The 13,808-nt window shown below is 68.7% G+C and carries 12 protein-coding genes; 2 read left to right on the top strand and 10 right to left on the bottom strand.

All coding sequences use genetic code 11. The features are described 5' to 3' along the window. Positions 1-163 precede the first annotated feature (163 nt). The 3 genes from PMI15_RS17865 to mutS are packed head-to-tail and all read right to left on the bottom strand — an operon-like array spanning position 164 to position 4,501. Entirely contained in the window at positions 164-1,006 is an 843-nt protein-coding gene (locus tag PMI15_RS17865; RefSeq protein WP_007872285.1) for an alpha/beta fold hydrolase, read from the bottom strand. A 16-nt stretch (positions 1,007-1,022) separates the two neighbouring features. Then, the gene (locus tag PMI15_RS17870; RefSeq protein WP_007872287.1) at positions 1,023-1,850 is read right to left on the bottom strand and encodes a proteasome-type protease; all 828 of its coding nucleotides are present in this window, start codon (positions 1,848-1,850) and stop codon (positions 1,023-1,025) included. Between the two features lie 41 nt (positions 1,851-1,891). Further along, entirely contained in the window at positions 1,892-4,501 is a 2,610-nt protein-coding gene (gene mutS, locus PMI15_RS17875; RefSeq protein ID WP_036839788.1) for a DNA mismatch repair protein MutS, read from the bottom strand. A 395-nt stretch (positions 4,502-4,896) separates the two neighbouring features. Between mutS and PMI15_RS17880 the strand changes: the two genes are divergently transcribed. Both PMI15_RS17880 and PMI15_RS17885 read left to right on the top strand, forming a co-directional pair. After that, a complete protein-coding gene (locus PMI15_RS17880) occupies positions 4,897-5,712 on the top strand; it encodes a 1-acyl-sn-glycerol-3-phosphate acyltransferase (protein WP_007872296.1) in 816 nt (271 codons plus the stop codon). Positions 5,713-5,771: 59 nt separating this feature from the next. Next, positions 5,772-6,545, top strand: a complete 774-nt coding sequence (locus PMI15_RS17885) for a glycosyltransferase family 2 protein (RefSeq protein WP_007872299.1) — start codon at positions 5,772-5,774, stop codon at positions 6,543-6,545. Positions 6,546-6,621: 76 nt separating this feature from the next. Here PMI15_RS17885 and fabG read toward each other — a convergent pair whose 3' ends face one another. From fabG to PMI15_RS17920, 7 genes are all read right to left on the bottom strand, one after another. Next, the gene (fabG, locus tag PMI15_RS17890; RefSeq protein WP_007872301.1) at positions 6,622-7,356 is read right to left on the bottom strand and encodes a 3-oxoacyl-ACP reductase FabG; all 735 of its coding nucleotides are present in this window, start codon (positions 7,354-7,356) and stop codon (positions 6,622-6,624) included. Further along, complete coding sequence (locus tag PMI15_RS17895) at positions 7,353-7,862, bottom strand: hypothetical protein (protein WP_007872306.1); 510 nt, start codon at positions 7,860-7,862, stop codon at positions 7,353-7,355. Before PMI15_RS17895 ends, fabG begins: the two co-directional genes overlap by 4 nt. 18 nt (positions 7,863-7,880) lie before the next feature. Beyond that, on the bottom strand, positions 7,881-8,717 hold the full coding sequence (locus PMI15_RS17900) for a beta-ketoacyl synthase chain length factor (protein WP_051001998.1): 837 nt from the start codon (positions 8,715-8,717) through the stop codon (positions 7,881-7,883). Positions 8,718-8,744: 27 nt separating this feature from the next. Continuing rightward, positions 8,745-9,938 (bottom strand): beta-ketoacyl-[acyl-carrier-protein] synthase family protein, encoded by a 1,194-nt coding sequence (locus PMI15_RS17905; RefSeq protein ID WP_036839804.1) that lies wholly within the window; start codon positions 9,936-9,938, stop codon positions 8,745-8,747. An 81-nt stretch (positions 9,939-10,019) separates the two neighbouring features. Then, on the bottom strand, positions 10,020-10,691 hold the full coding sequence (locus PMI15_RS17910) for a phosphatase PAP2 family protein (RefSeq protein ID WP_007872310.1): 672 nt from the start codon (positions 10,689-10,691) through the stop codon (positions 10,020-10,022). Further along, the gene (locus tag PMI15_RS17915; RefSeq protein ID WP_007872311.1) at positions 10,688-11,497 is read right to left on the bottom strand and encodes a polysaccharide deacetylase family protein; all 810 of its coding nucleotides are present in this window, start codon (positions 11,495-11,497) and stop codon (positions 10,688-10,690) included. Before PMI15_RS17915 ends, PMI15_RS17910 begins: the two co-directional genes overlap by 4 nt. After that, positions 11,490-13,808, bottom strand: coding sequence for an MMPL family transporter (locus PMI15_RS17920; protein ID WP_036839808.1), 2,319 nt, complete (start codon positions 13,806-13,808; stop codon positions 11,490-11,492). The genes PMI15_RS17915 and PMI15_RS17920 overlap by 8 nt, the downstream gene beginning before the upstream one ends.

The following is a 13,808-nucleotide window of genomic DNA, read 5'->3' on the forward strand; positions in this document are numbered from 1 at the left end:
CCGCGCCCTGCCGGTGGCGGCCATCAGCGTGAGTACGCTGATGTTCCGTCAGAAAGAAAACCCCGAGCAGGCCTATGTGGCGCCGCTGCTGGAGGTTTGCTGGGCCATCTCGGCACGGATTGCCGAGACGCCGGCCTTGTCCTCGGCGGAGGTCTGGTAGGCCCTAGTCCAGGAAATTTCGCAGGGCCGCCTCGATGGCCGCCGCGGTCATCAAAGGCTTTTCCATCGGAAACAGATGACTGCCGTCCAGCATCATGATGCGCCCCTTGGTGACTTTTTCGGTCATCGCCATCCCCACCTGCTTCATCTCGGCCGACTGCCGCCCGCCGATAAAGGCGACGGGGCATTTCAGGGGATGTCGCTTGAGCAGGCCTTCAAGGTTGTCGGGCAGGGTGTTGTAGATCGCGGTTTCCACGTCGCGGTCGAAGCTCAATAACTGCTTGCCTTCGTCCTCGCCCGTTCCTTCATAAGTGCCGTGCGCGATGTAGTCGCGCAGCACCTGCTCGTCCCAGGCGGCAAAGGCTTTTTTGCCGCGGAAATGCTCGAACACTTCGTCCTTGCCCAGCCACTGGTTTTTGCGTTTGCGGCTGATGGCGCCGGGCGAGATGGCACCGACCAGCTGCGCGCGTTTGGCGACGCTCAGGGCGCGGGCGCGCCAGCCGCCCAGGATGGGCGAATCGACCAGTACCACGCCCTTGACGGGCTGGCCGCCCAGCTGCGGGTTGCGCGCGGCGCACATCAGGCTTAAAAAACCGCCCAGTGAATGGCCGACCAGGAAGGCCGGCTGGCCCGCCTTTTCAACCTCATGCGCGGTGAAGTCAGCGAGCTGTTGAACGAGATTCGGCCAGTTGCTGGTGACGGGGTAGCTTGGGTCATGGCCGAATTTGTCGACAGCCTTGACCTGGAAGCCTCGGGCTTTCAGGCTCTGGAAAACCGCGCTGTAAGTGCCGGCCGGAAAGCTGTTGCCGTGGGAAAAAATGACCAGCGGTTTTGACGAAGTGGGCACGGTTTAACAGTACCTGCTAAATCAGCTTTTCGTCGGGCGTGCTGATTTTCTTCAGGGGTTCATGGCGCGTGGCCGGCATCTTCAGCGGGATGTCGGTGTGCGCGTCGTCCCAGACCGGGTCCTCGATGCTGTCAAAGACCTCGCGCAGCTTCTGGCCCCAACTGCTGTGCATCATGCGGTAGTAGGGGTTGTCGTTGTCGATGCAGACGATTTTGTCGCTTTTGTAGGTGTCGGCCTCATAGACCACCAGGTCCAGCGGCAGGCCTACCGAGAGGTTGGACTTCATGGTCGAGTCCATGGACACCAGTACACATTTGGCGGCCTCGGCCAGCGGCGTGGCGGGGGTCAGCACGCGGTCCAGCACGGGCTTGCCGTATTTGGACTCGCCGACCTGGAAGTAAGGCGTCTCGTCGGTGGCTTCGATGAAGTTGCCGGCCGAATACATCTGGAACAGGCGCATGTTCTCGCCGCGGATTTGCCCGCCGAAAACCAGCGAAACGTTGAAGTCCACATCGGCATTCTTGAGCGCCTCGGCGTCGCGGTCGTAGACGCGGCGGATTGCCGAGCCCAGGACGCGCGCGGCGTCGAACATGCTTTTGGCGTTCCAGATGGTGATGGGCTCGCCGCCTTCGTGGTCCTTGAGCTGCTCGACCTGCAGGATCTCGCGTATCGACTGGGAGATCGACAGGTTGCCGGCCGACAGCAGCACCATGAAGCGGTCGCCCGCTTTTTCATAGACGATCATCTTGCGGAAGGTGCTGATGTGGTCCAGGCCCGCATTGGTGCGGGAGTCTGACAAGAACACCAGCCCGGCGTTGAGTTTGGCGGCGACGCAGTAGGTCATGAGATGGCTTTGGGATGTGGGGGAGGTCGGTTTGCGCTGGTTCACGGCGAGGCGGACATCTTTTTGAGGCGGTACAGGGCGTCCAGCGCCTCGCGCGGCGTCAGTGCATCGGGGTCTATGGTACCCAATGCCTTGTCCACCGCGCTTTGTTCGGGCGCGGCCGCCTCGGGCGGGGCGGCGAACAGGTCGACCTGGGCGCGCGCTTCGTTCTGGTGGGCCTCCAGCGCATTGAGCGCATGGCGGGCGTGGTTGACCACGGCGGCGGGCACGCCGGCCAGCTTGGCCACGGCAATCCCGTAGCTCTTGCTGGCGGGCCCGGGCTCGATGTGGTGCAGGAACACGATGTCGGCGCCGGACTCGACCGCGCTGACGTGCACATTGATGGCGCCGTGGTGCTGGGCCGGGAATTCGGTGAGCTCGAAGTAGTGCGTGGCAAACAGCGTGAAGGCCTGCGTCTTGTTATGCAAATAGGCGGCGATGCCGCCGGCCAGCGCCAGGCCGTCGAAGGTGGAGGTGCCGCGGCCGATTTCGTCCATCAGCACCAGGGAGTGCGGCGTGGCGGCGTGCAAAATCTGCGCGGCCTCGGTCATTTCGAGCATGAAGGTCGACTGCGCGTTGGCCACATCGTCGGCCGCGCCTATGCGGGTGTGGATGGCATCTATGGGCCCGAGCCGGCAACTGGCCGCCGGCACGTAGGAGCCCACGCTGGCCAGCAGCACGATGAGCGCCACCTGGCGCATATAGGTCGATTTGCCGCCCATGTTGGGGCCGGTGATGACCTGCATGCGGTGTTTGCCGCTCATGGCGCAGTCGTTGGCGATGAAGGAGCCGCCGCCCGTCTCGGCCAGGCGCGCCTCCACCACCGGGTGCCGGCCCTGGACGATGTCTATGCAGGGTTCGCGCACAAACACCGGCGCGGCCCAGTTCAGCGTGAGCGAACGTTCGGCCAGCGCGCACAGCGCGTCCAGCGAAGCCAGGGCGCGCGCCAGCCGGCTCAGCGCTGGGATGAAGTCCTGCAACTGGTCCAGCAGCTGTTCGTACAGCCATTTTTCGCGCGCCAGCGCGCGTTCCTGCGCCGACAGGGCCTTGTCTTCAAAGGCCTTGAGTTCGGGCGTGATGTAGCGCTCGGCGTTTTTCAGCGTCTGGCGGCGGCGGTAGTCGTCGGGCACCTTGTCGACCTGGCCCTGGGTGACCTCGATGTAAAAGCCGTGCACCTTGTTGAACTGCACCCGCAGGTTGGCAATGCCGGTGCGGGCTTTTTCGCGCACTTCCAGGTCCAGCAAGAAGCTGTCGCAATTGGTCTGGATGGCGCGCAGCTCGTCGAGGTCGGCGTCGCAGCCGTGGTTGATGACGCCGCCGTCGCGTATCAGCGCAGCGGGTTCGTCGAGCACATAGCGGCCCAGCAGCGCGGCGCAGCCGGCCGGCGGCTGCAGGTCTTCGAAGATGCGGGTGAGCAGCTCCGGGAAATCGTTGCCCGCGGGGGCGGCCAGTTCGGCTTTTTGCAGCGTGTCCTTGAGGGCCACCAGTTCGCGCGGCCGCACCTGGCGCAGCGCGATGCGGGCGGTGATGCGTTCCACGTCGCTGCAGCCCTTGAGCCTGGCGCGCAGGCTTTGCTGCGAGCCGCCGCGCAAATGCGTGATGGCGTCCAGCCGCGCGGCCGCCTGGGCGCGGTCGCGGCGCGGCGTGAGCAGCCAGCTCTTGAGCGCGCGGCTGCCCATGCCGGTGGTGCAGCTGTCCAGCAGCGAAAACAGCGTGGGCGAGTCCTCGCCGCGCAGGGTCTGCGTGAGTTCGAGGTTGCGGCGCGTGCTTTGCGGCAGCTCGATGAGTTCGCCGGAGCGCACCACCTGCAGGCCCTGCACATGCGACAGCGCCCGGCCCTGGGTGTGTTCGGCATAACCTAGCAGCGCCGAGGCGGCCGCATGGGCTTCGTTCAATGCCTCGGCGTTCCAGGAGGCCAGCGAGGCGACCTTGAGCTGGTCCAGCAGGCGGCGCGCGCCCAGGGCGGCGTCGAACTGCCAGGCCGGGCGGGCGGTGCTGGCGCAGCGCTGGGCCTTGAGCCGCTGCTCGAAGGCCGGCGTCACGTCGATGTTGTAGAGCAGCTCGCTGGGCGCCACGCGCGCCAGCCAGGCCTCGAGTTCGTCGCCGGCGCAATGCGCCAGATGGATTTCGCCCTGGGTCACGCTGAGCCAGGCCAGGCCGCAGGTGTTGCGCGCGCCCTGGTGCACGGCCAGCAGGATGGATTCGGTCTTGTCGCTCAGCAGCTCGGTGTCGGTCAGCGTGCCGGGCGTGACCACGCGCACCACTTTGCGCTCGACCGGCCCCTTGCTGGTGGCGACGTCGCCGACCTGCTCGCAGATCGCGACCGATTCGCCGAGCTTGATGAGCTTGGCCAGGTAGCCTTCGAGCGAGTGGAAGGGCACACCGGCCATGACCACCGGCTCGCCGGCCGACTGTCCGCGCCGCGTCAGCGTGATGTCGAGCAGGCGTGAGGCTTTCTCCGCGTCGGCGAAGAACACTTCATAGAAGTCGCCCATGCGGTAAAAAACCAGCGTGTCGGGATAGTCCGCCTTGATGCGCTTGTACTGCGTCATCATGGGGGTGTCTTCTGCCCCCGTTGCGGAATTTTTGCCCCGAATTGTTTCCTTTTGCATCAATGAACCGGCGCGCCGGCGCCCCCTTCTTTTGGCATTTTTTTCACTCAATCCGCTATCTTAGGTGGAGCTTGTGCTCCCCCCGTACGCCCCGATTGTCCTTTGATTGTCCTTCAGTCCCGGATACCTGCCGCGCCCCGCCGGCTTACCCCCGAAAAGCCCGGCGGGCAGCCACCGGACGGCGTGAAACCTGACGCCACAAGCCGGCAATCGGCCGGAAAACGGCTGTCGCGCAGAGGTAGACTCGCTGGAATTCCTTCATTCCAGCCACGTCCAGCCGGCGCGCACCCGCCCGCGCCGGGCTTCACAACCCTTCGCAAGGCCGACATCCGGGTCGCCGAGAGCACCGAAACCAGCGCAAGCCAAAAACCATAAGCCATCCTGCGAACCGCTCCATGGACAACAAATCCGACGCCTTGCTTGCTGAACCGTCCCCGCTGAACACGGGCCGCAGGGCCGTGCATGAGACGGTCCGCCTGTGCCTGGGCTATGCACTGCTGGTGGTGCTATGCCTGAGCGTTTCGGTGATGGCTGTCGCCATGCGCGCGCTGCTGCCGAGGGCGCTGAGCCGGCGCTGGGGGCGCAAACTCGCGGCGGGCAGCTTTCGCGGCTACCTGCGCCTGCTGGCGCTCATGGGCGCATGCCGCTTCGACCTGGCGGCGCTGGACGCGCTGCGGGACGGCCCGCCGCTGATCATCGCGCCCAACCATCCCTCGCTGCTGGACGCCATCATGATCCTGTCCCGCCTGCCGGATGCCACCTGCATCATGAAGGCCGACATCGTCAACAGCGTCTTCTTCGGCGCCGGCGCGCGCCTGGTCGGCTACATCCGCAACATGCCGCTGCGCACCATGGTGCAGCTGTCGGTGGCCGACCTGCGCCAGGGCAGCAGCCTGCTGCTGTTTCCCGAGGGCACCCGCACCCGGCGTTTCCCCGTCGGGCGCATACAGGGCACGACCGGCCTGATTTCCAAGCATGCGGGCGTTCCGGTGCAGGCCGTCTTCATCGAAACCGATTCGGCTTTCCTGGGCAAGGGCTGGTCCCTGCTGTGGACGCCGAAAATGCCCGTCACCTACCGCGTGCGCCTGGGCAAGCGCTTTGAACCCGCCGGCGACATCGCGCAGTTCACGGCGGAGCTGGAGCGTTACTTCGAGGCCGAACTGCAACGGTCCCAGCCGCTTTCGTCCATCGCCGCGGCGCCGCCGGCCTAGGGCCGGCGCAAGCTTTGCGACCCGTTTCCCGCCTCCTTCATCTCTCGATCCTCCCGCCGATGAACAATCCCCCCCGCGCCGCCTCCGCCACGCACCTGGTCCTGATTCCGAGCTACAACCCCGGCGTCAAGGTCGACGAAACCGTGCGCGGCGCGCTGGCGCAGTGGGCGCCGGTCTGGGTGGTGGTGGACGGCAGCACCGACGGCAGCGCCGCGCGCCTGCAGGCGATGGCTGAAAGCGACGATCGGCTGCGCGTGCTCGTGTTGCCGCGCAATGTCGGCAAGGGCGCCGCCGTGCTGCACGGCATAGCGCTGGCTGCGGCGCAGGGCTTCACGCATGCGCTGACCATGGACTCCGACGGCCAGCACCCGGCCCACCTGATCCCGGACTTCATGGCCGCTTCGCAGGCCCAGCCCGCCGCCATGGTGCTGGGCGTGCCCGTGTTCGCCGCCGACGCCCCGCGCCTGCGCGTCAACGGGCGCAAGGTGTCCAACGGCTGGGCCGACCTGGAAACCCTGTGGGCCGGCATAGGCGATTCGCTGTTCGGCTTTCGTGTCTACCCGATCGCGCCGCTGCGCGAAGTCATGGCCGGGCAGCGCTGGATGCGCCGTTTCGATTTCGACCCGGAGGCGGTGGTGCGCATGTGCTGGCTCGGCGTCAAGCCCATCAACCTGCCGGCCACGGTCCGGTATTTCCGCCCCGACGAGGGCGGCGTGTCGCACTTCAACTACCTGCGCGACAACCTGCTGCTCAGCTGGATGCACGGCCGCCTGCTGCTGGGTTTTTTGCTGCGCCTGCCTTTGCTGCTGGCACGCAGGATTCGTGGGAATTAAATTTCCGACGGGCCACCCCTAGGAAATTTGGCCCCCTCGGGGGGCAGCGCTTACACGCAGTGAAGAAGCGTGGGGGCTAGACCATTCCACCGTTGATCGAAATCACCTGCCCGCTGATGTAAGCCGCGCGCTCCGAGGCCAGGAAACTGACAAGGTCGGCGACTTCCTGGGGCTGGCCGGCCCGCTTCATGGGCACCAGCCGGGCAATCTCGGTCGCATCAAAACTGTCCTGGCTCATGGGCGTGGCGATGATGCCGGGCGCGACCGCGTTGACGGTGATGCCGCGGCTGGCGACTTCCAGCGCCAGCGATTTGGTGGCCGAGTGCAGCGCGCCCTTGGCCGCCGCGTAGTTCACCTGGCCGCGGTTGCCGGCCACGGCGGCGACCGAGGTGATGTTGATGATGCGGCCCCAGCGCGTGCGGATCATGGGCATCATCAGGGGCTGGGTCACGTGGAAGAAGCCGTTGAGCGAGACGTCAATCACCTGCTGCCATTGCCGCAGCTGCATGCCGGGGAAGACCGCGTCGTCATGGATGCCCGCATTGTTCACGACCACCTGCACCGGCCCCTGCACCAGCAGCGCTTCCAGGGCCGCGCCGGTCGCCGCGGCGTCGGTCACGTCGAAGGCCACGGCCTCGGCCTGGCCGCCCGAGGCCCGGATGGCCGCCACCACGGCCGATGCGGCGTCCAGGCTGCGGTTGCCGTGCACCAGGACATGAAAGCCGTCGGCGGCCAGCTGGCGGCAGATTGCGGAGCCGATGGCGCCGCTGCCGCCTGTGACCAGCGCGCGTTTGGGTGCAGAGGGGGTCATGGGGTCTCCTTGGGGTTGATGGGCGCCATGGACGCCATGGCCGCGTCCAGCATCACCACGGCGCGGCCCGACAGCAGCAGCGCGTCCCCCGCATGCACGGTGAAGTCGTACAGAACGCTGGCGGCGTTGCCGCTGCGGCGTTCGGCGCGCACGGCCAGCGCTTCGCCCAGGTCGTCCAGGCGCTCGACATGCAGGGTCACGCCGCGCACGCTGACCAGGTAGCCGGATTTGGGCGCCTCATCCGGCGCGGCGGCCTGTGCTTCGGCGACCAGCGCCCCGTGCACAGCCATGGCCTGGGCCGCGTATTCAATGCCGCAGGCCGCGCCCAGCCGTCCGTGGGCGCGCAGCGGATTGTCGGGATCCAGGTGGCTGGTGGCTTCGCAGCTGATCCGCTCGCTGTCCCAGGCACTCACGCGCTCGAGCAGGCACATGCTACCCTGGTGCGGGATGCGGCGCGCGATCTCCTGGCGGTCCAGGCTTGCGGGCGGGGTGGCGGCAAGAGGCATGGCCGGGGCTCGCAAAGCTCAGGGCGCGACCTGCAGGGCCAGTTGTGAGCCCTCCAGGTAGTCGAGTACGACGCGGCCCGACTGCCGGCCCGCGACGCCGCGCAGCAGGGGCAGGCAGCGCGCCGCCGGAATGTCCCGGCGCAGTTTCTCGAGCGCGGGGTCGTTCAGCCGGTCCGCGGGCAGGCGGCTCAGGCAGCCGGCCGGCTCCAGCGTCCATTGCGCGAGGCTGCGTTCGCTGCGGGCGGGCGCCAGCACCAGGGCCACGCCGAAGCTGTCGGGAATGGTGCGCGCGCTGTACAGCGGCTCCGGGTAGTCGGTGTCATAGGCGACCAGCAGCACCGGCACCTGCTCCACCGCCACCTGGGTGATGGCCTCGAGCAGGCCGGCGGCAAAGCTGGCATCGCGCGCGCACAGCACCGACGAGGTCGCCATGGCGCCGCTGGAGATGCTCCAGTAGCCGGCCGCGGCGTTGTGCACCGAGTTGTGAAAGCGCGTGGGGGAGATCAACCTGTCGCTGGAGGCCAGCGTGCTGCAGATCTCGTGGCAGTTGACGGCGTCGCCGCTGGAGGACGAAAACACCGAGGCCAGCGTGGCCGCCCGCAGGCCAGAAGCCGCCACGGCTTCCTCGCCGACCGCCAGCGACACCTTGACCACCGCGCCGGCGCGGCGGCGCTCGGCCTGCGGCAAGGCCATGGGCGGCGGCAGCACGCAGCGCGCGGCCTGGTAGGGCGCGGCGCCCAGCAGGCATTCGCGGCCCTGCGCCCAGTTCGCCAGGCCGGGGCCCAGCAGGCCTATGCCGTCCACAAACACCGTGAGGGCCGGGGACGGGGCAGGGGGAGGGGATGTCTGCGTCATGTCGGGGTCCGGGATCATGCCCTGGCTTTAGCCGGCGCGGCCCAGCAGCAGGCTGCAGTTGGTGCCGCCGAAGCCGAAGGAATTGCTGAGCACGTGACGCGGCGCCGCTTCCTGGTTGTCCACCAGGTAGTGGACCGGCAGCGCCGGGTCGGGCGTGCGGGTGTTGAGGCCGCCGGGCAGCAGGCCGTGCTGCAGCGCCAGTGCGCAGACCACGGCCTCCAGGCCGCCGGCGGCGCCCAGGGTGTGGCCGGTCGCGCCCTTGGTGGAACTGCAGGGAACGCCGGTGCCGAACAGCGCCGCAACCGCCTTCGCTTCGGCGGCGTCGTTGCTGGGTGTCGCGGTGCCGTGCAGGTTGATGTAGTCGATGTCGGCCGCGCCCAGGCCGGCCATGGCCAGGGCCTGCTCCATGGCCAGGCGCGCGCCCAGGCCCTCGGGGTGGGGCGAGGACATGTGGTGCGCGTCGCTGGATTCGCCCACGCCCAGCAGCAGCACGTCGCCGGGTCGGGGCCGCGCCGGTGCGCGTTCGAGCAGCGCAAAGGCGGCGGCCTCGCCGATGGAGATGCCGTTGCGCCCGGCGTCGAAGGGGCGGCAGGCCTGCCCGGAGATCAGGCCCAATGAATTGAAGCCGTACAAGGTGGTCAGGCACAGCGAATCCACACCGCCCACCACCGCCGCGTCGATCAGGCCGGCGCGCATCATTCTTTGCGCCGAGGCGAAGACCTTGGCGCTGGACGAGCAGGCCGACGAGACCACGACGGCCGGGCCGGCCAGACCCAGGTACTGGCGCGTGAAGTCGGCCGCCGAGAAGGTGTTGTGGGTGGTGTTGTAGTGGAAGTCCGCGGGCAGCGCGCCGCTGTGCGGATCGCGCCGGCGGTAGGCCAGTTCGGTTTGCAGGATGCCCGATGTGCTGGTGCCGATAAAGACGCCCACGCGCTGCGCGCCGTGGCGCCCGGCGGCGGCGGCCACGGCGGCCTCAAAGCCGTCCTGCTGCAATCCCAGCAGGGCGAGCCGGTTGTTGCGGCAGTCGAAAGCGGTCCAGGGCTCGGGAAGCCGGGTCTCGTCCACGCCTTGCACCTCGCCGACAAAGGTGGGCAGGTCGACCGTGTCGAAGCCGCAGGGCACCAGCCCGCCGCGCCGCGCGCGCAGCGCGTCCAGGGTCTGTGCCAGGCCGCGGCCCATGCTGCTGGTCGCGGTGAAATGGGAAAGCCAAAGGGGGTACAGGGGAGAGGGCCTCTCTGAAGAAAAAGACACTTTAGCAAACCGCCCACAGGGGCGGCCGCGTGCCGCGGCGCGGGCCGGCGCTCACGCGCGTCCCCCGCGTTGCCGGTGCAGGCGCAGGGACAGCCAGGCCGCCAGCCCGCCTAACGCGATGCCGGCGGCGACGTCCACCGCGACGTGCTGGCGGGTGGCCAGCGTCGAGTAGGCGATGCCGGCGCACCACAGGGCGTTCAGCCACAGCAGCCAGGACGGCGCGGAAAAGCCGCGCAGCAGGCGGTGCAGCCACAGGCCCGAAAAAACGGCCGTCGCCACATGCAGCGAAGGGCAGGCGTTGCCCGCCGCGTCGATGTTTTTCAGGAATTGCATGTCGGGGTATTTCAGCCAGTCGACGTCGGCCGGCGGGGCGGCCGTGGGCCAGACAAAAAACACCGCCAGGCCGAAGAGGCAGGTCAGCGCCATCGCCAGGCCGTAGTGCAGCAGTTCGTGCCTGTCGCTGAAGAACAGCGGCGGCAGCGACACATAGACCCACAGCGACAGGTAGACCGGCAGGGCCAGCGGCGCAAAGCCGATCCAATGGTCGGGCCAGGTCCGCGGCATCACGGCGACGGGAAAGGCCGGGTGCTTGAGCAGGTAAAAATAGGCGCCGAAAAACAGGGCGATGAACAGCGCCGTCCCCACGCCCTTGAGGTAGAAGTGCCGCGAAATGGCTTGGGCCATCCGGGACCACTCGGTGGGGCGCGTTTGCGGTGGCTTCATGCGAGGGCCTCGCGCAAGGTCACGGTGCGCAGCCCGACCGCGCTGATCGATTCGAGCAGGGGCGGCAGCACCTCGAGGATGACCGGAACGCCTTGCGGCGTGCGCGCCGCATTGCCGTCATGCAGCAGCACGATGGCGCCGGGACGCAGCCCGGCCTGGAGCCGGCGCAGGACGCGCGCGGCGTCGCCGGTGCGCGTGTCGAAACCGCGCACCGTCCAGCTGGCGAGCTTCAGGCCCAGCAGGGCCAGCACCGGGTCGAGGAAAGGGTTGCGCAGGCCGGCCGGCGCGCGAAAGAACAGCGGGCGCTGGCCGCTGGCGCTGGCCAGCGTGTCCTGCGCGGCCTGCAGCTCGCGCAGCATGCTGCGCGGGCCTGTCACGGAAAAATGGTGGCGGTGGTGCTGGCTGTGGTTTTCGACGGCATGGCCGCGCCGCACCATGTCGCGGCACAGCTCGGGATGGCGCGCGGCTTTTTCGCCGACGCAGAAAAACGTGGCGCGGGCCGCGTAGCGGTCCAGCAGGTCCAGCACCAGGGGGGTGACGGCGGGGTCGGGCCCGTCGTCGATGGTCAGGGCGATTTCGCGCCGCGCTTCGGCCGCGGCGGGCAGGCGCGTCCAGTTCGGGCCCAGCCAATGGCTGCGTGGCCACAGGCCGGCAAAGGCGATCAGCCCGTGGTTGAGCACCACGGCCGCGAGGGCCCAGGGCCAGAGGCCCACCTTCACAATGACGGCCGCCAGCGCCAGCACATGCACAGCGGCGCTGGCGCGCAGCAGCGCGCCGGGTTTCCACGCTGTGCCTGGCTCAGGCATGGGCCCTCCGCGCAAAAATCGCCGCATACAGCAGCGCCAGGATGACGCCGGGCGCGACCGTGGCGCCCATGGCCTGCAGGATGGAGACCTTGGAAAACGCCAGCAGCCCGAAGCCCGCCACCGTGGTCAGGTTGGCCAGCAGCATGGAGGCCAGGGTGCGCGGCGCGATCGGCGTGGCCGGGTCGGGCCGGTCAAAGAACAGCGCGTAGTTGGAGCCGACGGCCACCACCAGCAGCAGGCCGACCAGGTGCAGGATGATCAATTGCTGCCCCAGCAGCGCCAGTCCGGCCGTGACCGTGACGACCGCGGCGGCCAGCGGCGCCAGGATGCGCAGCACGCGGGCCGGTGACCGGAACACCGCCAGCAGCAGCACCACGATGATGGCCAGCCCGCCGAGCGACAGCACGATGGCCTCGTGCAGGTAGCCCGCGTACAGGCGGTCCGATTCGGTTTTCAGGTCGACGAACAGCACGCCGGGCAGGGCGGCGGCCGCCAGGGCGGCGCGGATGTCGGCGGCCCGGATGTTTCCGCCCTTGGGCGCGGTCAGCGGCAGCAAGGCGTTCCAGCGTTCGGCTTTGCCGAGCAGCAGGGCGTCCAGGCCCATGGCCATGGAGGTTTTTTCCAGGTCGGCCGCTTGCAGCGGGGGCCGGCCGCGGGCCGCGGCGACGTCGGCCAGAAAGGGCGCGAAGATTTCCGCGCGCACCGGCAGGCCCTGCACCGCCCGGGCCAGCCGCGGCTGCAGCTGTTCGGTCGGCGGCAGGCTGGCCTGGCGGGCGTTTTGTGTGGCCAGGCTGGGAAGGTAGCGGCTGGGGCTGTCAAAGCCGGCGATCTGGCCGCGCTCGACCTGCGCCTGGAGCACGACGGACACCCGCTCGGCACTTTGCAGCACCGCTTCCCGGCTGTCGCCGGAGACCACCACCACATAACGCACATCCGGCGCGCCCATGTCGGCGCGCAGGCTTTCGTCGAGCGCCACATCGGCCTGTGAAACAGGGCTCAGCGAGGAGATCTTGTCGTTGAACAGGCTGGCATGGTTGCCGGCCAGGACGGCGCAGGCGGTCAGCAGCAGGGCCGCGGCCGGCCAGCGCAGGGCGGGCGCGCGGCCGGCCAGCGCCTGCAGCACACGCCCGACGGCCGAGACGTCGTGGATGCGAAAGCCCGCCGGCAGCAGGTGCGGCAGCACATAGCGGGTGACCGCGGCGGCCGTGACCAGGCCGGCGATCGAATACAGGCCCAGCTGCGCCAGGCCCGGAAAGCCGGACAGCAGCAGCGAGGCAAAACCGGCGATGGAGGTCAGCACGCCCAGCCGTACCGTGGGCCAGAAACGCCTGACCCAATGCTGCGGGTCCGCACCGCTGTCTTCGGACTGCACGAACAGGTAGATGGAATAGTCCACCGCCTCGCCGATCAGGGCCGTGCCGAAACCCAGGGTGATGCCGTGCACCGAACCAAAGCCCAGGCTCACCGCGGCAATGCCCGCCAGCGCGCCGGTGATGACGGGCAGGAAACCCAGGACCAGCGCGCCGACGGATCGGTAGACCAACAGCAGCAGGCCCGCGATCAGCACCACGCTGACCATCGAAAGCAGGCTGACCTGGCTCTGGATGGCCTCGCGCGAGGTGACGGAGAACACGCCGGGTCCAGTCATGACGAGCGAGGCGCCGCTCTGGCCGGCGGCCGCGTCGAAGGCCTTGCGGACCGCCGCCATGGCCTGCTGCTGGGCGTCGGTGTCGGAGCCCGCCGCGCGGGTTTGCAGCAGCATCAGCGCGCGCCGGCCGTCGCGCGAGGCCCAGGCGCCGTCGACCTGCCTCGGCTGGCTGCCGGCGTTGAACTGTCCCAGCAGCTGCACCATTTCACCGGTCGGGTCGCGCGGCAGCAGGGCCTTGGCCATCAGGCCCGCGGGCGAGGCGAGCAGGTCTATGCTTTCGCCCAGGGCCGCGCGCAGGCCGGCTTCGCTGAAGCGCTCGGGCGTGACGGCGGGGCTCAGCACATAACGGTTGGCCAGCAGGAACTCGCGGTCGCGCGCGGTGTTGACGGGCTCGCCGTTGGACACGCTGGCGAAGGCGGGGTCGGCGCGCAACTGCTGCGCGAGCTGGCGCGACAGCCGGGCCCGGGTCGGGGCATCGGCGCCCTCTATGCCCACCAGCACCAGGCGCGAGGCCAGGCCCTCGGTGATCTGGTCCTTGAGCAACTGCTGCTCGGGCGTGGGCGTGCGCGGCAAAAAGGCCGACAGGTCGGTGGTGAAGTGGGTGCGGCTGATGACCAGCGCGCAGCCGGCCAGGAACACCAGCCACAGCGCGATGGCGGCCAT

This window comes from Polaromonas sp. CF318 (assembly GCF_000282655.1).
Taxonomy (GTDB): domain Bacteria; phylum Pseudomonadota; class Gammaproteobacteria; order Burkholderiales; family Burkholderiaceae_C; genus Polaromonas.

Coding starts and splice junctions, on each gene's coding strand:
- PMI15_RS17885 (WP_007872299.1), top strand. CDS start 5,772: ATGAACAATCCCCCCCGCGCCGCCTCCGCCACGCACCTGGTCCTGATT.
- fabG (WP_007872301.1), bottom strand. CDS start 7,356: ATGACCCCCTCTGCACCCAAACGCGCGCTGGTCACAGGCGGCAGCGGC.
- mutS (WP_036839788.1), bottom strand. CDS start 4,501: ATGCAAAAGGAAACAATTCGGGGCAAAAATTCCGCAACGGGGGCAGAA.
- PMI15_RS17900 (WP_051001998.1), bottom strand. CDS start 8,717: ATGACGCAGACATCCCCTCCCCCTGCCCCGTCCCCGGCCCTCACGGTG.
- PMI15_RS17915 (WP_007872311.1), bottom strand. CDS start 11,497: ATGCCTGAGCCAGGCACAGCGTGGAAACCCGGCGCGCTGCTGCGCGCC.
- PMI15_RS17895 (WP_007872306.1), bottom strand. CDS start 7,862: ATGCCTCTTGCCGCCACCCCGCCCGCAAGCCTGGACCGCCAGGAGATC.
- PMI15_RS17910 (WP_007872310.1), bottom strand. CDS start 10,691: ATGAAGCCACCGCAAACGCGCCCCACCGAGTGGTCCCGGATGGCCCAA.
- PMI15_RS17920 (WP_036839808.1), bottom strand. CDS start 13,808: ATGGCCGCCATCGCGCTGTGGCTGGTGTTCCTGGCCGGCTGCGCGCTG.
- PMI15_RS17880 (WP_007872296.1), top strand. CDS start 4,897: ATGGACAACAAATCCGACGCCTTGCTTGCTGAACCGTCCCCGCTGAAC.
- PMI15_RS17870 (WP_007872287.1), bottom strand. CDS start 1,850: ATGACCTACTGCGTCGCCGCCAAACTCAACGCCGGGCTGGTGTTCTTG.